The sequence below is a fragment of the Micromonospora sp. URMC 103 genome (assembly GCF_051386435.1).
Taxonomy (GTDB): domain Bacteria; phylum Actinomycetota; class Actinomycetes; order Mycobacteriales; family Micromonosporaceae; genus Micromonospora.
Map to the genome: position 1 here is coordinate 558,721 of NZ_JBPQTR010000003.1, position 17,729 is coordinate 576,449.

At 74.4% G+C, this 17,729-nt stretch carries 17 protein-coding genes; 11 read left to right on the plus strand and 6 right to left on the minus strand.

Annotation, left to right across the window (positions count from 1 at the left end; translation table 11 throughout):
• Positions 1–59 precede the first annotated feature (59 nt).
• Complete coding sequence (locus ACSNOA_RS03035) at positions 60–830, minus strand: hypothetical protein (protein WP_436655974.1); 771 nt, start codon at positions 828–830, stop codon at positions 60–62.
• Positions 827–1,276 (minus strand): NUDIX domain-containing protein, encoded by a 450-nt coding sequence (locus tag ACSNOA_RS03040; protein ID WP_436655976.1) that lies wholly within the window; start codon positions 1,274–1,276, stop codon positions 827–829. Before ACSNOA_RS03040 ends, ACSNOA_RS03035 begins: the two co-directional genes overlap by 4 nt.
• A gap of 115 nt (positions 1,277–1,391) precedes the next feature.
• Between ACSNOA_RS03040 and ACSNOA_RS03045 the strand changes: the two genes are divergently transcribed.
• From ACSNOA_RS03045 to corA, 3 genes are all read left to right on the plus strand, one after another.
• Positions 1,392–1,784 (plus strand): CBS domain-containing protein, encoded by a 393-nt coding sequence (locus ACSNOA_RS03045; RefSeq protein WP_436655978.1) that lies wholly within the window; start codon positions 1,392–1,394, stop codon positions 1,782–1,784.
• A 220-nt stretch (positions 1,785–2,004) separates the two neighbouring features.
• A complete protein-coding gene (locus ACSNOA_RS03050; RefSeq protein WP_436655980.1) occupies positions 2,005–3,099 on the plus strand; it encodes a PLP-dependent aminotransferase family protein in 1,095 nt (364 codons plus the stop codon).
• 421 nt (positions 3,100–3,520) lie between these two features.
• The gene (corA, locus tag ACSNOA_RS03055; protein ID WP_436655982.1) at positions 3,521–4,672 is read left to right on the plus strand and encodes a magnesium/cobalt transporter CorA; all 1,152 of its coding nucleotides are present in this window, start codon (positions 3,521–3,523) and stop codon (positions 4,670–4,672) included.
• Between the two features lie 122 nt (positions 4,673–4,794).
• Here corA and ACSNOA_RS03060 read toward each other — a convergent pair whose 3' ends face one another.
• Positions 4,795–5,586: a hypothetical protein gene (locus ACSNOA_RS03060; RefSeq protein ID WP_436655984.1), complete on the minus strand. Its 792-nt coding sequence runs from the start codon at positions 5,584–5,586 to the stop codon at positions 4,795–4,797.
• 84 nt (positions 5,587–5,670) lie between these two features.
• On the opposite strand from ACSNOA_RS03060, the gene ACSNOA_RS03065 reads away from it, so the two are divergent.
• Positions 5,671–6,201: a peptidylprolyl isomerase gene (locus ACSNOA_RS03065; protein ID WP_436655986.1), complete on the plus strand. Its 531-nt coding sequence runs from the start codon at positions 5,671–5,673 to the stop codon at positions 6,199–6,201.
• Positions 6,202–6,256: 55 nt separating this feature from the next.
• Positions 6,257–7,171, plus strand: coding sequence for a rhomboid family intramembrane serine protease (locus ACSNOA_RS03070; RefSeq protein ID WP_436655988.1), 915 nt, complete (start codon positions 6,257–6,259; stop codon positions 7,169–7,171).
• A gap of 8 nt (positions 7,172–7,179) precedes the next feature.
• Here ACSNOA_RS03070 and ACSNOA_RS03075 read toward each other — a convergent pair whose 3' ends face one another.
• Positions 7,180–7,602: a PH domain-containing protein gene (locus ACSNOA_RS03075; RefSeq protein ID WP_436656205.1), complete on the minus strand. Its 423-nt coding sequence runs from the start codon at positions 7,600–7,602 to the stop codon at positions 7,180–7,182.
• A 142-nt stretch (positions 7,603–7,744) separates the two neighbouring features.
• On the opposite strand from ACSNOA_RS03075, the gene ACSNOA_RS03080 reads away from it, so the two are divergent.
• The 6 genes from ACSNOA_RS03080 (at position 7,745) to ACSNOA_RS03105 (ending at position 13,520) form a co-directional block, all read left to right on the plus strand.
• Positions 7,745–8,917, plus strand: coding sequence for a thiolase family protein (locus ACSNOA_RS03080; protein ID WP_436655990.1), 1,173 nt, complete (start codon positions 7,745–7,747; stop codon positions 8,915–8,917).
• A gap of 61 nt (positions 8,918–8,978) precedes the next feature.
• Positions 8,979–9,977: an aminoglycoside phosphotransferase family protein gene (locus ACSNOA_RS03085; protein WP_436655992.1), complete on the plus strand. Its 999-nt coding sequence runs from the start codon at positions 8,979–8,981 to the stop codon at positions 9,975–9,977.
• Between the two features lie 118 nt (positions 9,978–10,095).
• Positions 10,096–10,608 (plus strand): hypothetical protein, encoded by a 513-nt coding sequence (locus ACSNOA_RS03090; RefSeq protein ID WP_436655994.1) that lies wholly within the window; start codon positions 10,096–10,098, stop codon positions 10,606–10,608.
• Positions 10,609–10,681: 73 nt separating this feature from the next.
• Complete coding sequence (locus ACSNOA_RS03095) at positions 10,682–11,377, plus strand: response regulator transcription factor (protein WP_436655996.1); 696 nt, start codon at positions 10,682–10,684, stop codon at positions 11,375–11,377.
• A complete protein-coding gene (locus tag ACSNOA_RS03100; RefSeq protein WP_436655998.1) occupies positions 11,370–12,863 on the plus strand; it encodes a sensor histidine kinase in 1,494 nt (497 codons plus the stop codon). The genes ACSNOA_RS03095 and ACSNOA_RS03100 overlap by 8 nt, the downstream gene beginning before the upstream one ends.
• A gap of 57 nt (positions 12,864–12,920) precedes the next feature.
• Positions 12,921–13,520, plus strand: coding sequence for a hypothetical protein (locus ACSNOA_RS03105; RefSeq protein WP_436656000.1), 600 nt, complete (start codon positions 12,921–12,923; stop codon positions 13,518–13,520).
• Between the two features lie 111 nt (positions 13,521–13,631).
• Here ACSNOA_RS03105 and ACSNOA_RS03110 read toward each other — a convergent pair whose 3' ends face one another.
• Complete coding sequence (locus ACSNOA_RS03110) at positions 13,632–15,230, minus strand: ricin-type beta-trefoil lectin domain protein (RefSeq protein ID WP_436656002.1); 1,599 nt, start codon at positions 15,228–15,230, stop codon at positions 13,632–13,634.
• Between the two features lie 258 nt (positions 15,231–15,488).
• Positions 15,489–17,729 (minus strand): hypothetical protein, encoded by a 2,241-nt coding sequence (locus ACSNOA_RS03115; protein ID WP_436656004.1) that lies wholly within the window; start codon positions 17,727–17,729, stop codon positions 15,489–15,491.

Below are 17,729 nucleotides of genomic sequence, written 5' to 3' on the forward strand. Positions count from 1 at the left end.
CGGTGGAGGATAGCGCCGGCTGGGAGACGCCCTCGGGTCAACCGGAGTTCACCGGCCGCTCACCCGGGCAGCGCGGCCAGGTCGGCGAGCACCGTGAGCCGCTCCTCGGCGGTCAGCACGGCGTATGGGCCGGCCGCGCGACGGTCGGTCTCCAGGTCGATGGCGAGCCGCTCCGGCCCCGGCGGCAGGGCGGCCACGCTGCGGGCGGTGTGCCCGGCGGCGCTCCACGCGGCCGCGTGCGCGTCGGCCCGGTGGTGGCGCAGCGTGCCGAGCCGGTTGAGCAGCAGCACGCCCGGCGGGGTGCCGTCGGGCTCGTACGGGGGCGCCGTCGCCGCGAAGGCCGCCCCTGCCGCGTCGGGCCGCTCCGCGTCGAGCACCAACGCGTACGCCAGCAGTCGGCCGAACGCCTCGACCAGCCGGACGACCCGCTCCTCGTGGCCGGCCCACAGCTCGGCGGTCACCTCGGCCTGCAGACCCCAGAGCTCGCCGAGGAAGGCGAGCCCGCGCTCGGTGGCCGCGATCCCGCCGTCCGGCCGGCGGTGCAGCATCCCGTACGCCACCTGCTTGTCCAGCGCGCGCCGGCACTCGGCCGCGTCCCGGTAGCGGGTGACGGCCGCGAACCCGGGCTCGTCCACGATCCCGCCGGGCTCGGCGAGCCGGGTGCGGAACTCCACGAGGAAACCGGTGGCCGCCGGTCCGCCGTAGCGCTGGCTCAACCCCGCGGCGCCCCGGTCGCGCCCGGCCTGCAGGCCGGCCGCGAACGCCCGGTCGACGGCCGGGGCCACCAGCCCGGCGAACCGGTGCGGGGCCAGCTCGACGGTGTGGTTCACCGACCCATCGCACGCAGGGTGGCGAAGGCCTCCTCCGCGATCCGGCGGATCAGGCCGTCGTTGACGTGCCGGTGCTCGTCGAGCAGGGGGACGTCGTCCTCGCCGAGCCACCGGAACTCGGTGTGCTTGCCCGCCTCGAGCCGCGGGTGGGCGAGGTCGCCGTCGACCCGGACGAGGAAGTCGCTCTCGACCCGCTCGAGGCCGTCGTCGCCGACGTAGCGGTACTCGCCCACCGGGCCCAGCACCTGCGCGACGGTCCAGCCGGTCTCCTCGGTCACCTCCCGGCGCAGCGCCGCCTCGACGTCCTCGCCGGGCTCCAGGTGGCCGCCCACCATGTCCCAACAATTGGGAAAGAGGCGCCGGTCCGGGGACCGCCGCTGGAAGAAGAGTCGCCCGTCGTCGTGCACGATGAGGGCGCCGGCGCAGCGCAGGGGCTCGGTGGACACGCCCCGACAGTAGCGAGCCGGCCGGCGTGGCGGCGATGCCGAGGTCTTGTTCCCGTAACATCGACGGCTCACCATGTCCGTACCGGATGCCACCGTCCCACAGGGGTGATGCGTGATGCAGGTACGGGAAGCGATGTCCAACGAGGTCCTCGTGGTCGGCCCGGAGCACACGCTCCGGCAGGCGGCCCGGATGATGTCGGCCCGCGGGGTCGGCTCGGCGGTGGTGATCGACCCCGACTCCGAGGGAATCGGGATCATGACCGAACGCGACGTGCTCAACGCCATCGGAGCGGGGCTGGACTGTGACGTCGAGCGCACGGGCGCCCACCTGACCTGGGACGTGGTGTACGCGGTCCCGGACTGGACCCTGGAGGAGGCGGCCGTCGCCATGGCCCGGGGCGGCTTCCGGCACCTGGTGGTGCTCGACGGCCGCGAGGTGGCCGGGGTGATCTCGGTGCGGGACATCATGCGCGTCTGGGCCGCCGGCCGGATGGTGGCGACCGGCTGACCGGCAGGCCGGCGGGCCGGCGGGCCGGCTCACCGACGCGCCGGTCGGCGGGCGGGGGCCGGGGGCGCCGGGCGGGCGGGCGCAGCACGACCCGCTCGCCCTTCCGGTCCGACTTGCCGCGCCACCGGGTCGGCCCAGGTCACCCGACCCGGTGGCTCAGGATGCGGACATCGCCGTGCCGTCGGCGCAGCCCCGGGGGCCGCCCGTACGCTCAACAGCCATGACCGCCGAGCAGCTGATCTCCTTCGCCCGCGGAGCGCCCTCGCTGGACATCGTCGATGTCGAGGGGCTCAAGGCCGCCGCCGTGCGCGCGTTCGACGCCGACCCCGCGGGGATCACGGCGTACGGCACCTCCGTCGGTTACCCCCCGTTGCGGAAGTGGATCGCCGAGAAGCACGGTGTGACGCCGGAGCAGGTGCTGGTGACCAACGGCTCGTTGCAGGCCGACGCCTTCCTCTTCGACCACCTGGTGCGCCCGGGCGACGCGGTGGTGGTCGAGCGGCCCACGTACGACCGGACGCTGCTCAACCTCAAGCGGATGGGCAGCGAGCTGCACGGCGTCTCGATCCAGCCGGACGGCCTGGACACCGCAGAGCTGCGCAAGCTGCTCGAGTCCGGGGTGCGCCCGCGGCTCGCGCACGTCATCCCGAACTACCAGAACCCGGCCGGCGTGACGCTCTCCCTGGAGAAGCGGCGCGAGCTGCTCGACCTGGCGGCGGAGTACGAGTTCACGATCTTCGAGGACGACCCGTACGCGGACATCCGGTTCCGGGGCGAGGCGCTGCCGTCCATGCTCTCGCTGGACACCCGCGACGTGGTGGTGCACGCCTCCAGCTTCACCAAGACCGTCTGCCCCGGTGTGCGGGTCGGCTACCTGGTCGGGCCGGCGGACCTGATCGCGGACATCGCCAAGAAGGCCACGAGCCTCTACATCTCCCCGGGCATGGTGGCCCAGGCGATCGTGCACCAGTTCTGCGTGTCGGGCGAGATCGACCGCTCGATCGAGACGGTGCGGGCCGCGCTCGGCGAGCGGGCCCGGGTGCTCGCCGAGTCGCTGCGCCGCCACCTGCCGCAGGCCCGGTTCGTGGAGCCGGACGGCGGCTACTTCCTCTGGGTGGAGTTCCCGGAGGACGTCCACGTCGACCGGCTCTTCCCGGCGGCCGCCGAGCGCGGCGTGGCCGTGGTCAAGGGCAGCGACTTCGTCGTCGACGGTGGGCGGCACGCGTTGCGGCTGGCCTTCTCGGCCGTGACGGCCGACAAGATCGACGAGGGGGTCCGCCGGCTCGCCGAGGCGGTGGCGGCGGTCCGCGGGTAGGGATCCTGTCGGGTTTCCGACAGAACGGCGGCATCCGCCCCTCGGGGACTCCCGCCGGAGCGGCGTGCGGCCCACAATGCTGCGAGCGTTACTCACGACGTGTAGCGGAGATCACCGCCCCGGCCTCGTCGCCGGTCGCACCCGCGACAGACGCCAGGTGATCCGCCGACACCCACGACGAGTGGCGTGACCAGCACAACCCCCCGCCCCCACAGGGCGCCGGGCGGGCCGGGGCGCCCCTCACCCCCCGATGCGGCCCGGCCCGCCCGGCCCCGCACGCTCGACGACCTCGTCACACGGCGTAACTGCCTCGATCGGCGTACCCTGCAAGCCGGCCGCCGGGCCGGGGCACGCGCCGCCGCCCGGGAGCGGCCTCCGCCCCCGTGCGGCGCGGGGCGGCGAGGCGTGGGGAGGGGGAGCGTTGGCGGATCGGGACCAGCGGGGTCGGGCGACCCCGCAGAACGGCGGACGGTTGGTCCGGCCGCGGGGAGCCTGGGCGGCGCCGGTCCGGGCCATGAGTCGCATCCTCAGCGCCGACGGCACCCCCCGCGACCCGGCGCCCGCCGACTCGGGACGCAGCGGGATCGTCGACTGCGCGCTGTACGTGGACGGCAAGCGGCAGCCGGGCGACTGGACCTACGCCGACGCGCTGGCCGCCGCCCGCCGGGAGGAGCACGGCTTCGTCTGGCTCGGGCTGCACCAACCCGAACTGGACGAGATGACCGCCATCGCGGCCACGTACGGTCTGCACGAGCTCGCCGTCGAGGACGCGGTCAAGGCCGAGCAGCGGCCCAAGCTGGAGCAGTTCGGCGACGTGAGCTTCCTCGTGCTGCGTACGGCCCGGTACTGCGAGCACACCGAGCTGACCGAGCAGTCCGAGGTGGTGGAGACCGGGCAGGTGCTGCTCTTCATCGGCCCGAACTTCGTGGTCAGCGTCCGGCACGGCGATGCCTCTCGGCTGTCCCCGGTCCGCGCCGACCTGGAGAGCAAGGAGGAGCTGCTCCTCCACGGGCCGTGGGCGGTCGCGTACGCCATCACCGACCGGGTGGTCGACCTCTACCTGGAGGTCGCCGACAAGCTCGAGGACGACCTCGACGTGCTGGAGGCGGAGGTCTTCGACCGGCAGGGCATCTCGCGGATCCAGCGGATCTACCAGATGAAGCGCGAGCTGGTGGAGTTCAAGCGGGCCGTCGTGCCGCTGCAACGCCCGCTGCTGACGCTGACCTCGCAGGGCAACCGCGAGGTGCCGAAGGAGATCCGGCGCTACTTCCGCGACGTGCAGGACCACCTCAGCCGCACGGTCGAGCAGGTGAACTCGTACGACGACCTGCTGAACTCGATCCTGCAGGCGCGGCTCGCCCAGGTCACCGTCGACCAGAACAACGACATGCGCAAGATCGCCGCGTGGGCGGCCATCGCCGCCGTGTGGACCGCCATCGCCGGCATCTACGGCATGAACTTCAAGTACATGCCGGAGCTGGACTGGGCGTACAGCTATCCGATCGTCTGGGCCCTGATGCTCGGAGCCTCGTTCGCGCTGTACCGCTGGTTCCACCGCAACGGCTGGCTCTGACGGCGGGCCGGCCGGGCCGCGCCGCCGCGCCGGTCCGCGTCCGGTCCGCCTTCCGAGAACGCGGAAGCGCCGGCGTTGCGGGCCGGAGCCCGCCTCGCCGGCACTTCCCGCCGTCGCGTGGGTCAGCGGCGCCCGTTGGTGCGGGCGGTGTCCTTGCCCAGTGCCTTGCTGAGGTCGTCGGCCGGGCGGCCGGTCACGTCCTTGGCGCCCTCGGCCACCGAGGGGACCTTCCCGGTCGGCTGGACCTTGGCCGTGGACGAGGTGCTCGGCGCGGTCGTCGACGCGCTCTGCCCGCCGGCCACCGCCGAGCTGCCGGCGCCGGTCGGGCCACCGCCCACACCGGACGTGCTCGCGTCAGCCATCTTCTCGCCTCCCGGGGTCGAACGGGTCTGCACCTCGATGGTGTCCACCTCGTCCCGCATGGGCTCGAGGGTGCGCGTGGGGTCGTACTCGGCCCACTCCTGCTGCTCGCGGCGGCGCCGCATCGCCATGGCCCCGGCCAGACCGGCGATCGCGCCGGCGGCCAGCAGGCCGGTCATCATCGAGCCGCGACGCCGCGGCTGCTTCTTCTTGCCGGTGATCCGCATGTTCCTCGACTTCGCCTTCCTGGTCATCGATCCCGCCTGCACGGCCCCGTCGCGGGCGGCCGCGGCGAGCGGTGCGAGCGAGGTGAGCGTCGTCCCCCAGCCGGTCGCGGCGCGGTCACGCATCCGGGTCGCCGTCGGCCCGACGTAGTCCCGGGCCGCCTGGACCCGGGGGCCGACCGTCGCGCCGGCACCCTTCGCGGCGTACGTGGCTGCCTGCATCAGATGGTTGATGCTCTGGTTCAGCTCGGCCTTCGCGAGCTGCCCCTGGGACTTGCGCCGCCCCATTCCAAACACGGTCCCACCTCCTGGGAGTTGTTCCTCCGTCATCCTCCACCCTCGGATGCCTCCGCGATGCCAGATCGGGCACATGGGAGGATCCGCATGGAACTGACCAACGAGTGAGGAGTACCCGTGGCCGAGGCTCTCTACGCCACCTTGCACACCAACGCCGGCCCGATCCGGCTGGAGCTCTTCCCCAACCACGCGCCGAAGACCGTCCGCAACTTCGTGGAGCTGGCGCAGGGGACGCGCGAGTACGTCGACCCGCGCACCGGCCAGCCCGGCAAGGGGCCGTACTACGACGGCACCATCTCGCACCGGGTCATCGCCGGCTTCATGATCCAGATGGGCGACCCGACCGGCACCGGTCGCGGTGGCCCGGGCTACAAGTTCGCCGACGAGTTCCACCCGGAGCTGCGCTTCGACCGGCCGTACCTGCTCGCCATGGCGAACGCCGGGCCGGGCACCAACGGCTCGCAGTTCTTCATCACGGTCGCCCCGACGCCGCACCTGACCAACCGGCACACCATCTTCGGTCAGGTGGCCGACGAGCAGTCGGCGAAGGTGGTCGACTCGATCGCCAACACCCCGACCGGGCCGAGCGACCGCCCGCTCCAGGACGTCGTCATCGAGCGGGTCGAGATCGAGGGGTCCGCTGCCTGAGGCGCGCCCGAGGTACCTTTGCTCGCATGACTGAGCGCTCCGGAGGGTGGGCACGGTGAGCGAGTCGCCGCCGACCACCCCGGTCTGCTACCGACACCCCGGCCGGGAGACGTACGTCCGCTGCACCCGCTGCGAGCGGCCGATCTGCCCGGACTGTATGCGGGAGGCGTCGGTCGGGCACCAGTGTCCGGAGTGCGTCAGCGAGGGGCGCCGTAGCGTCCGGCCGGCGCGTACCGCCTTCGGCGGCGGTGCCGCCGGCCGGCACGGCTACGTGACCAAGGCCCTCATCGCGGTGAACGTCCTGCTCATGCTGCTCTCCATCGCCTCCGACCGCGGCGGCGACGCGGCGGCCGGCGGGTCGGGCTTCGGGGGCCTCCTCGGCGGGCACACGCCGCTCACCGACTGGGGCGCGGTGCTCGGGCTCGCCGTCTTTCCCGACGGCACCGTGGGCGGCGTCGCGGACGGCCAGTGGTACCGGCTCGTCACGGCGATGTTCCTGCACTTCGGCGTGGTGCACCTGCTGCTGAACATGTGGGCGCTCTGGGTGCTCGGCCGGTCGCTGGAGGCCAACCTCGGGCCGCTGCGCTTCCTGGCGCTCTACCTGGTCGCGGGCTTCGGCGGAAACGTCGCCGCGTACCTGTTCAGCGCACCGAACTCGGCGACCGCCGGCGCGTCCACGGCCATCTTCGGCCTCTTCGCCGCCCTCTTCCTGATCATGCGGCGGCTGGGTCGGGACACGTCCGCGATCCTGCCGGTCCTCATCGTCAACCTGGTCTTCACCTTCGCCGTGCCGGGGATCTCGATCGCCGGGCACCTCGGCGGCCTGCTGACCGGCGCGGCGATGGCCCTGGTGCTCGCGTACGCGCCCCGGTCCCGGCGTTCGCTCGTCCAACTCGCCGGTGGAGTGATCATCGTGGTGGCTCTCGTCGGGGCGGTCCTCATCCGCACCGCCCAGCTCCTCGCGAGCTGAGCGGCCGGTCAGGAACCGGCGGCGGCCCGGGCCGCGCGCAGCGTGCGGGCGACCTCCCGGGGCGAGTCGCCGAGGTCGTACCGGCCGAAGATGTGCAGCGTCTCCCCGGCGTCGATCTCCAGGGTCTCGGTGGCCAGCCCGAGCCGCGGCCGGCGGTCCACGGTGACCGCCTCGATCGCCGCCCACGGCAGCCGGCGGCGCCCCGCGAACCCGGAGATGACCGTGACGCCCGCGGCGTCCAGCGCCAGCCGGACGGGCGCCAGCAGGTCACGTGCCGCCCAGGCGGCCAGCGCGGCGGCGACCAGCAGGGCCAGCGCGAGCCGCACCGGATCGCCGTCGGCGAAGAGGAGCGCGAGCGCCACCAGCAGGGCGGCGCCGGCGAGCTTCGCGGCGGGCAGGCTCACCGGCACCCGCCACTGCCGCTCCGGCATCCCGTCGTCCACCCGCCCAGCATGCCAGCGGACGCGGCGGCCGGCTGCCCGGCACGTCGGGGGACCCGGCCCGTGCCGGGGCGGGACGGCCGGTCGATGGACGACGTAGGATCGGGGCAGCCCAAGTTACCGGGGAGTAGACATGGATGACGCGGTTATCGTCGGCGCCGTACGCACTCCCGTGGGGCGGCGCAAGGGCAGCCTGGCCGGAGTGCACCCGGTCGACCTGTCGGCGCACGTGCTGCGCGCCCTCGCCGAGCGCACCGGCATCGACCCGGAGCAGGTCGACGACGTGGTCTGGGGCTGCGTGTCGCAGGTGGGCGAGCAGTCGTGGAACATCGCCCGCAACGGCGTGCTGGCCGCCGGGTGGCCGGAGTCGGTGCCCGGCACCACTCTGGACCGTCAGTGCGGGTCCAGCCAGCAGGCCCTGCACTTCGCCGCCGCGACCGTCTCGTCCGGGCAGGCCGACCTCGTGGTGGCCGGCGGCGTCGAGTCGATGACCCGGGTGCCCATGGGCTCCAGCGTGGCCGGCGGGATGCCGTTCAGCGAGCAGATCCGCGAGCGGTACCGCGGCGTCGAGGGCTTCGCCGAGAGCGAGCCGCTCCCGTTCAACCAGGGTGTGGGCGCCGAACTCATGGCGCAGCGGTGGCGATTCTCCCGGGCGCAGCTCGACGAGTTCGCGCTGGCCAGCCACGAGAAGGCGGCCGCCGCGCAGGACGCCGGGGCGTTCGACCCCGAGCTGGCGCCGGTGGCGCTCGCCGACGGCGGCAAGTTCGCCGCCGACGAAGGCATCCGGCGGGACACCTCGCTGGAGCGGCTGGGTGAGCTGGCCACGCCGTTCCGCGCCGACGGCGTCGTGACCGCGGGCTCGGCGTCGCAGATCTCCGACGGGGCGGCCGCGCTCGCGGTCACCACGAGCGAGTGGGCCAGCCGGCACGGACTGCGCCCGCTGGCCCGGATCCACACGGCGGTGGTCGCCGCCGACGACCCGGTCACCATGCTCACGGCGCCGATCCCGGCCACCGCGAAGGCGCTGCGCCGCGCGGGGCTGGGCATCGAGGAGATCGGGGTGTACGAGGTGAACGAGGCGTTCGCCCCGGTGCCGCTCGCCTGGCTCGCCGAGACCGAGGCAGACCCGGAGCGGCTCAACCCGCGCGGCGGTGCGATCGCCCTCGGCCATCCGCTCGGCGCGTCCGGCGCCCGGATCATGACGACCATGCTCCAGCACATGCGGGACAACGGGATCCGCTACGGCCTCCAGACCATGTGCGAGGGTGGCGGCATGGCCAACGCCACCATCGTCGAGCTGCTCTGACCGACCCACCGGGCGGCAATCCGCTGGCCCGGAATGGTCGCGTGCGCCTACCCTGCGTGCCGTGACGACCTCCCCCCACCGACGGCTGGGCTGGGCCGACCCGCACTGGCAGGACGAGGCCCACGCCTGGGTCGCCGCGCGGCTCGCCGCCGCCGGCCGCCGGGTCACCGGTCCGGTCGAGGCGCGCGTACGCCCGTGGTCGCTCGTCTGGCAGGTGCCCACCGACGCCGGTCCGGTCTGGTTCAAGGCGAACAACCTGGGCACCCGGCACGAGGCGGCGCTGCTCTCGCTGCTGGCCGAGCTGGCGCCCGGCCGGGTGCTCACACCGATCGCGGTGGACGCGGTCCGGGGCTGGTCGTTGCTGCCGCACGGCGGCGAGTCGCTGCGCGAGCTGCTCGAACGCGACTGGGACGCGAGCCACTGGGAACGGGTGCTGCCCGAGTACGCGGCGCTCCAGCGGGCCACCGCGTCCCAGGTCGACCGCCTGCTCGCGCTCGGCGTGCCCGACCACCGCCCCGACGTGCTGCCGGCGCTGCTCACCGAGCTGCTCGACGACCACGGATCGCTGCGCGTCGGCGCGGACGGCGGGTTGGACGCGCAGACGTACGAGCGGCTGCGGGCGGAGGTGCCGGCGTACGCGGACCGGTGCCGGCGGCTCGCCGAGATCGGGGTACCGGCCGCCGTCCAGCACGACGACCTGCACGACGGCAACGTCTTCGCAGGCCCGGCCGGCTACCGCTTCTTCGACTGGGGCGACGCGTCGGTGGCCCACCCGTTCGGCAGCCTGCTCGTGACCCTCCGCTCCGTCCGGTACGCGTCCGACCTGAAACCGGGCGACCCCGCCCTCACCAAGCTGCGGGACGCGTACCTGGAACCGTGGACCGACGCCTACGACCGGGCGACCCTCCTGGAGGCGGCCGGCCTGGCGGTGCCCGCCACGACGGTGAGCCGCGCGCTCTCCTGGCGTCGTGCGCTCGACACGACGGACCCGGCGCGGGCCGAGTACGCCGAGGCGGTGCCCGGCTGGCTCGCCGAGTTGCTGTCGTCCGACCCGGTCTGACGGGCCGCCGTCCCGTGCCGCCCGGAAAGTCGGACAGGCGGTGCGACACCGGCGCGTGGAAGTTGCAAAATCTCGGAGTGACCCACGTCACCCCCGATCGGGGGTCGTTGGGCAGGACATGGACGTCTTCTCCCGAACGTTCCTTCCCGCGGCCGCCGAGGCCGGCCTCGCGGTGCAGACCGTGAGCCGGCACATGCCGGTCTTCCGCCGGTGCGTCGGCTCTGGCGACGCCACCATCCTCGTCACCCGGTGCAGCCGTCCGGAGCGCCCGGTCGGCGGCGAGTACCTGCTCCTGCTCACCCACCGGCGCCTCGTGGTCACCCAGCAGACCCGGGTGCTGCACCGGCTCCGCCTGCACCTCAACACCGAACTGCGCGAGCTCAGCAACGTCACGTGGAGCCCGGACCCGCGGCTGCACTCGGTCGAGCTGGCCGCCACCGCCATCGACGGCGTCCGTGAGCGCTTCGTGATCCGGACGACCCAGCCGAAGCAGGTGTGGCAGCTCGACGCCCTGCTCCACCACGCCTTCCGTACCCGCCTGCGCTCCGCCCGTGAACGGATCGTCGCCACCATCGGCGAGGCGTCGGCCGGCATGCCGTCCGCTCCGTTCCGCCCGGCGGTGGTGCGCTGACCGGCGGCCGGTCTTTACCGGATCCGAACACCCCCTGACCGCCCACCGGCCGCCGTTCGGCAATCATGGGCCGGTGACCGTCGACGCGCCGCAGCGCGGGCTCGTCCTCGTGGTGGAGGACGAGCCGGCCATCGCCGACCTGGTCCGGCTCTACCTGACCCGGGACGGGTTCGGCGTACACCTGGAACGGGACGGAACGGCCGGCCTCGCCGCCGCCCGGCGCCTGCGCCCGGTGGCGTGCGTCCTGGACATCGCCCTGCCCGGCCTTGCCGGCACCGAGATCTGCCGGCGGCTCCGTGAAGCTGGCGACTGGACCCCGGTCATCTTCCTGACCGCCCGGGACGACGAGGTCGACCGGATCGTCGGCCTGGAGCTGGGCGCGGACGACTACATCACCAAGCCGTTCAGCCCGCGCGAGCTCGTGGCCCGGGTCCGGGCGGTGCTGCGGCGGACGGCCGGCCCGCCCGGCGAGGTGGAGCGGCCGCGCGTCGTCGGGTCGGTGACCCTCGACCCGGCCCGCCGGACGGTGACCGCCGCCGGCGCGCCCGTCCAGCTCACGTCGACCGAGTTCGACCTGCTCGCCCACCTGATGGCCCGCCCCGGACGGGTGTTCACCCGCGAGGAGCTGCTCGCCGCGGTCTGGGGGTACGCGGCCCACGCGGGAACCCGGACGGTGGACGTGCACGTGGCGCAGGTACGCGCGAAGCTCGGCGACGCGGCCGGCGTGATCCGGACCCACCGGGGCGTCGGGTACGCGGCCGATGCCTGAACCCGTCGTGCCCGGGGACGCCGACGCGGGACCACCGGCCCACGTCGAACCGCCGACCGTGGCGCTGCCGGTGCTCTCCCCGACGCCGTCCGCGCCGGCCCGACGCGGGTTCGGGCGGACGCTGACCGTCCGGGCGGTGCTCGTCACCTGCGCGGTGGCGCTGGTCGCCGTGCTGGTCACCGCGATCGTCGCGGTGCCGCTGGCCGTACGCGGCGCCGAGCGGCGCGACCAGGAGGCGCTCGCCGCGCAGGCCCGGCTCGCGGCCGAGGTGCTGCGGACGCGCCTGGACCGCGGCCGCACCGCCGACGAGGAGCGTCTCATCCGGCAGTTGCGCGCGCTCGGCATCGACGCGTTCCTGATCCGGGCCGGCGCGGCCGACCGGCCCGGACTGCCGCCGCGGGTGGTGCAGCGGATCGGCGAGGGACGCAACGTCTCGGCCCGCCGCGTCGTCGGTGGCCGGCGGGCGCTCATCGAGGGTCGAGCCCTGCCCAACGGCAACGGGGTGGTGCTGTCCCGGCCGCTCACCACGGGCCTCTGGGGGCAGGTGCTGCGCGGTCTGTGGGTGCCCCTGCTCGCCGGGCTGGCCGCCGGTGTCGTGGCCGGCCTCCTGCTCGCCCGCCGGCTGGCCCGGCCGATCCGCACCGCGGCCACCGCGGCGGCCCGCCTCCGGGCCGGCGACCGGGCGGTGCGGGTGCCGGTCGAGCCGCCCGACGAGGTGGCCGACCTGGCGTACGCCCTGAACGGGCTGGCCGCCGCGCTGGCCACCAGCGAGGGGCGGCAGCGGGAGTTCCTGCTCTCGGTCTCCCACGAGCTGCGCACCCCGCTGACCGCGATCCGGGGCTACGCCGAGGCGCTGGCCGACGGGGTCATCGAGCCGGGCGAGGTGGCCGGCACCGGCCGCACCATGCTCGCCGAGGCGGAGCACCTGGACCGGCTGGTCCGGGACCTGCTGGCGCTGGCCCGGCTCGAGGCGGCCGACTTCCCGCTGGAACCGGCGCCCGTCGACCTCGGCCGGCTGGCGGCCGACGCCGAGCGGACCTGGGCCGCCCGGTGCGCGGCCGTGGGGGTCGTCTTCCGCGTCGAGAAGCCCGACTCGCCGGTGCCCGCGTACACCGATCCGGGCCGGATCCGGCAGGTCGTCGACGGGCTGCTGGAGAACGCGCTGCGGGTCGTGCCACCCGGGGCGCCCGTCGTGCTCGCGGTCCGGCCGGCTGGCCCGGAGCCGGCGTCCGGCGGCGTCGTCGAGGTCCGCGACGGCGGACCGGGCTTCACCGACGACGACCTCGCCGTGGCGTTCGAGCGCGGCGCGTTGCACGAGCGGTACCGGGGTGTGCGGAAGGTGGGCAGCGGGCTCGGGCTGGCGCTCGCGGCGGGACTGGTCCGCCGCCTGGGCGGGGAGATCGTGGCGGGGCACGCGCCCGAGGGCGGGGCGTCGTTCACGGTGCGGCTGCCCGCCGATCCTTACCTGATCCGAACATCGGTCTGACGCTGCCCTCGCCCGGGCCGGAAAGGCTGGGGCGCACCACCGACGAGAGGGAGAGTCATGGCACGTTGGGGATTCGCCGCCGGCACCGCGCTGCTCGCGGCGGTCGCGCTCGGGGCCGGCGGTTGCGCCGCCGGGGTGGCCGAGCAGCCGGCGCAGCCGGCCCGGGAGGCAGCCGTCGAGGTGGCGGCCGCGATGGGCGCCGAGGGCCAGGCGCTCACCGCGATGGGTTTCGACCCCGGCGACCTGGACGTGGTGGACGTGGCGGCGCCGGCGTCACCGTCGGCGGCGCCCAGCGCCACCGGGGACAAGCCGCGCCGCGAGCGCTCCGAGCAGGCGCGGGAGCGGCGCAAGGCGCGGGTGCTGCTGCGCCGGAACACGCTGCACGGGGAGGCCGTCGTGCAGACGAAGGACTCCGGTACGAAGACGATCGCCGTGCAGCGCGGCGAGGTGACCGCGATCGACGGCGACTCGGTGACGGTGAAGTCGTCCGACGGGTTCACCATGACCTGGCGCCTCGGCGACGACCTGCGGGTCGTGGAGCGGCGGGCCACGATCCAGAGCGCCGACGTGAAGGTCGGCACCACGTTGGGCGTGGCCGGTGCGAAGACCGGCGACACCGCCCTGGCCCGCCTGATCGTGATCCCGCACAAGAAGTAGCGGTCCGCCCGCCCCTATCATCCCCGCGATCTTGCACTTTGTGCCCTTGATTCAGCCCGGTACGCGGCTTTCGTCGGGGCCAGAAGTGCAAGATCGCGGGGGTGGGGTGGGTTAGTAGACGCGGGAGCCGATGAAGTCGTCGTGGCCGTAGCCGACCGGGTTGGGGAAGCTGCGGGACTCGACGGACCACCGCTGCCGGTTGCTCGTCGAGCAGGTGGCCAGCCGCAGCCGGGGCGTGCCCAGCAACGGGTTGTCGAAGGCCAGGCAGAGCGCGCTGTTGTCGGCCGGCTTGATCTGGTCGCCGGCGAAGACGAAGCGCTGGTTCGCGCCACCGTGGCAGTCGTGGATGTTCACCGCGGTGCCCGCCGTGAGGGATCCGTTGGCCACGTCGAGGCACCGGTCGTGGGACAGCTCCGAGTGCAGTGACCGGCGGGTCGGGTCGTACCAGAAGCCCTGGTTACGGCCTCCGTGACAGGCGTACGACTGCTGCGGTGTGCCGTTGCGCGAGTCGTACCCCTTGCCGTCCACGCAGGTGCCGGTCGCGAGGTTGCGCACCTGCTTGAACTCGAACAGCCCCGGGTAGAGCACGCCGGTGCCGGTGCTCGCCGGGTCGACGCAGGTGGCCTTCTGCTGGCCCGAGTTCCAGAACTGGGTGATGCACTGGGCGAACATGCCGTGCCCCCGGTAGTTCGGGTGGAACGACTGTCGGGCCGCGTTCTCGTCCCAGATGCCGACCTCGATGTAGAGGCCGCGTGCCGAGGTGCTGTCGGTGCAGACCTCGTGGCCGTGGAACAGGCGGCTGGCGTCCAGGTAGCGGGTGCCGGTGTTGGTGGCCGCGGCCCGTAGCGCCGACTCGAACAGCGGTACCGCCTTGTTCCGGGCGAACGCCGCGTCGGCCAGGTAGAGCAGGCAGCCGCCCGCGTACCAGCCGGGGAAGTCCGGGTTGTCCTCGACGTCCGGGCTGCCGGGGCTCGGGTACGACATGAGCACGAGCTCGTAGTCGCTGGTCAGGTACCCGGCCTTCGTCATGGTGTTGCGGATGTCGGTGAGGGCGGTCTCGACCGCCGCCCGGCTGCCGTCGGTGCGGACGGTCCACTGGTCGGTGTAGGTGGGATAGCACGGGCCCTGGAAGAAGACCCGGCTGATGGCGCAGTCGGTGGCGACCGGGCCGAACTGGATGGTGCCGTCGCCGTTGGCGCCGACCACCACCCAGATCAGGCGGATGTGCGTGTTGCGCGCCTTGATCGCCAGGTGGTCGCCCTGGTTCAGCTCGTTGTGCTGCGTGGGGCCGCCCGCCACGAGGTTCCAGGGGGTGGCGCCGGAGCAGGCGATGTTGTACCGCTCGTCGGCCGGGATGCCGGTGCGGAACACCGCCTGGTCGTACGAGCGGTCGCACCAGTTGCCGGGCTCGTGGGTGCCGGGTACATAGTTGCCGACGCCCTCACCGGAGATCTCGCTGTCGCCCATGGTGACGAGCGAGGTGCGACGCTGCTCGATGGGGCGGATGCCGGGCGTGCCGTAGAGGGCGGTCGCCTCGGCGGCGCGGATCGCCTCGAGGTTGGCCGGGAGGGGTTGGATGGCCGGTCGGTCGGCCGCCGTCGCGGGGACGGCCGGGCCGACGAGCGTCGGGAGGGCGAGAGCGGCGGCGACGGCGACGGCGAGGACGCGCCGTCGGGTGGCCCGTTCGCGCCTGGCGGGATAGGCAGGCATCGACGCACTCCTTTCGGCTCAATCGGTGGATGTCGATTGAGTTACCAGACGGTAACGTGCGTCGGCAGGTATGTGAATGCGTCTCGTAGTCCCTGCGCACACTGCCGAACCGCACCCTTCGGGCGATCCGGGCGCGCCGCCCACGGGACGGGCCGGGCCCGCCCCCCGCCGAGTCCGCGCCCGCCGAGCCCCCCGCCGGGCCCGTCCCCGCCGGGTTCGGGACGCGGTCTCAGCCGGCCGGGCGGCAGGGGCGCGGTCTCAGCGGTCGGGCGGCAGGGCGTAGCCGACGTAGCCGCGGTACTCGACCCGCCAGCCGGGCGGGACGAGGCGGGCGCACGCCGTCCGGGGGCCGGTGCAGACCACGGCGTCCACCGAGGACGGATCGGCCGGCGGCCGGTCGGGCAGCACCGACTGGAGCGCCACCAGCTCGGGCGGCCGCCCGTTCTCGTCGCGCAGCAGCAGCCACCACGGGTACTCCCAGTTGTCGTTCTGCTCGACGAGGCCGATCCGACGGGCGCCGCTGGCTTGTACCGCCTCGGCCGCCCAGCGGAACTCGTCCGCCCACTGGGGGCGGCGCAGGAACCGGGTGTCCCAGTCGGAGGTGGTGAACACCGAGCCCGAGCCGACCAGCCGGCGCGGGAAGCCGTACGACAGCGCGAGCACCCCGGCGAGCGCGGACGTGGCCAGCACCGTCACCGCTGCGAGGGTGGCGACCGAGCGGCGCCCGGTCACGGCCGTCGGGCTGCCGGCCGCGTCTCCCGATGATCCGCCGGCTGCGGCGAGCGACCCGGCGCGGCGCCGGAACAGGGCGTCCAGCCAGAGCCCGGCGAGCGGTACGGCCAGCACGAGCGCGTACAGCAGCAGCCGGTTGCCCCACGGCTGCCACTTGATCATCACGGTGTGCAGGACCACGGTGGCGACCACGACCGTGGCGTACGCCCGCAGCGCCCCGGCGCCCGCCGGGTTGATCCGCGCCGGGCGGGCGAGCGCGAAGACCGCGCCCAGCAGCGCCAGCGACCCGGCCAGCGGGAAGGCGACCCGGTCCTCGTCCGGGTACCAGGCCGGCTCGGGGAAGAGCTCCCGGCCGAAGGTGGTGGCCCGGTCCTGCGGGTCGACACCGATCGCCCCGGCGCCGTGGACGATCGCCTCGGCGCCGGCGTGCCGCAGCGGCCCGAGCGGCGTGTCGAATGCGGTGTGCGCGATCCGCAGGGCGTTGACGAGAACGGAGGGCGGGTCGTGCCGCTCCATGGGGATCGACTCGCGCAGCCGGGGCGGCCCGAGCGGGTGCCCGAACTCGGCCGTCACCCGGGCCAGGAACGGGCCCACCACGGCGGCCGCCACCACCAGGACGAGCACCGACCCGCCGATGGTCCGGGCGATCCCACCCGCCGGCGAGACGGTGCGCCGGACGGGCCCGCCCGGCGCGCCGCCGGCCCCGACGGCCGAGCTGGTCCCGCCGCCCGTGCGGGCGAGCCGGAGCTGGGCCAGCCCCCAGAGCACGAGCAGCGGGCCGACCGCGATGAGGCCGCTGGTCTTGGTGACCGCGGTAAGCCCGGCGGCCGCCCCGAGCCCGAGCATCGTGCCCACCCCGGTACGCCGCAGCAGCCCGTCCAGCACCAGGGTCGCCGCGCAGGCGACCCACGCCGCCACCACGAGATCGGTCTGGGTGCTCGTCGCCTGCAACGCCACCATCGGCGTGGTGGCCAGGACGAACGCGGTAAGCAGTTGGGCCCGCCGGCCGCCGCCGAGCTGCGCGGTGATCCGGGCGGCCACCAGCAGGCAGCCCACCCCGGCCGCCCACTGCACGAGGTTGTGCAGCCGGTCGCCGCCGGTGAACAGGCGCAGGTGCAGCAGCAGGTACTCGGCGCCGGGCGGGATGGTCACCTGCCGGTGGATGGCGGTGGGCCAGAAGTCGAGGTCGGCCTGGGCGACCCAGTGCTCCACCTTGGGCAGGTGGTACGTCTGCGAGTCGAAGTTGTTCGGTTCGGCGAGCAGGGCCACGAGCAGCTCGACCAGGACGAACCCGCCGACCGCGCAAGCGAGCAGGCGTTCCCCGCGGGTGGCCGTACGCCAACTCTCGGCCAGGCGGGGGCGCCAGCCGACGCCGGTCCCCCCGCCGGCCGGCGAGGGCGGCCGGGGGGACGCCGCCGGGGCGCCGCCCGCCGGGGTCCCGGCCGCCGCCGCGACGAGCGCCTCCCGCGGCGCGGCCGCACGCCCGTCACCGCGTCGCGCCGCGTCCCGCCTACGACGCCCGACGGCGGCCGCACCGGCGGCGGCGAGGAAGAGCAGCCAGGCGCCCGCGAGGGCCGGCAGGGTGAGCGCGTGCACCGCGCCGAGCACCTCGACCGTGAGCACAGCGAAGCTCCCGGTGACCAGCGCGGCCCGGACGACACCGAGTCGCAGCCGCGCCACCGCGTCGGCACGGGGTCGGGTCGCGAGGACGAGCAGGAGCACGGCGGCGACGGGCGCCACCGTGAGCAGGGAGCCGGCTGCCGACAT

What these genes read in the sequence shown, in the direction of transcription:
- ACSNOA_RS03110 (WP_436656002.1), bottom strand. Translation starts at nt 15,230, where the DNA reads ATGCCTGCCTATCCCGCCAGGCGCGAACGGGCCACCCGACGGCGCGTC.
- ACSNOA_RS03090 (WP_436655994.1), top strand. Translation starts at nt 10,096, where the DNA reads ATGGACGTCTTCTCCCGAACGTTCCTTCCCGCGGCCGCCGAGGCCGGC.
- ACSNOA_RS03080 (WP_436655990.1), top strand. Translation starts at nt 7,745, where the DNA reads ATGGATGACGCGGTTATCGTCGGCGCCGTACGCACTCCCGTGGGGCGG.
- ACSNOA_RS03105 (WP_436656000.1), top strand. Translation starts at nt 12,921, where the DNA reads ATGGCACGTTGGGGATTCGCCGCCGGCACCGCGCTGCTCGCGGCGGTC.
- ACSNOA_RS03075 (WP_436656205.1), bottom strand. Translation starts at nt 7,602, where the DNA reads ATGCCGGAGCGGCAGTGGCGGGTGCCGGTGAGCCTGCCCGCCGCGAAG.
- ACSNOA_RS03045 (WP_436655978.1), top strand. Translation starts at nt 1,392, where the DNA reads ATGCAGGTACGGGAAGCGATGTCCAACGAGGTCCTCGTGGTCGGCCCG.
- ACSNOA_RS03100 (WP_436655998.1), top strand. Translation starts at nt 11,370, where the DNA reads ATGCCTGAACCCGTCGTGCCCGGGGACGCCGACGCGGGACCACCGGCC.
- ACSNOA_RS03060 (WP_436655984.1), bottom strand. Translation starts at nt 5,586, where the DNA reads ATGACGGAGGAACAACTCCCAGGAGGTGGGACCGTGTTTGGAATGGGG.
- ACSNOA_RS03050 (WP_436655980.1), top strand. Translation starts at nt 2,005, where the DNA reads ATGACCGCCGAGCAGCTGATCTCCTTCGCCCGCGGAGCGCCCTCGCTG.
- ACSNOA_RS03115 (WP_436656004.1), bottom strand. Translation starts at nt 17,729, where the DNA reads ATGTCGGCAGCCGGCTCCCTGCTCACGGTGGCGCCCGTCGCCGCCGTG.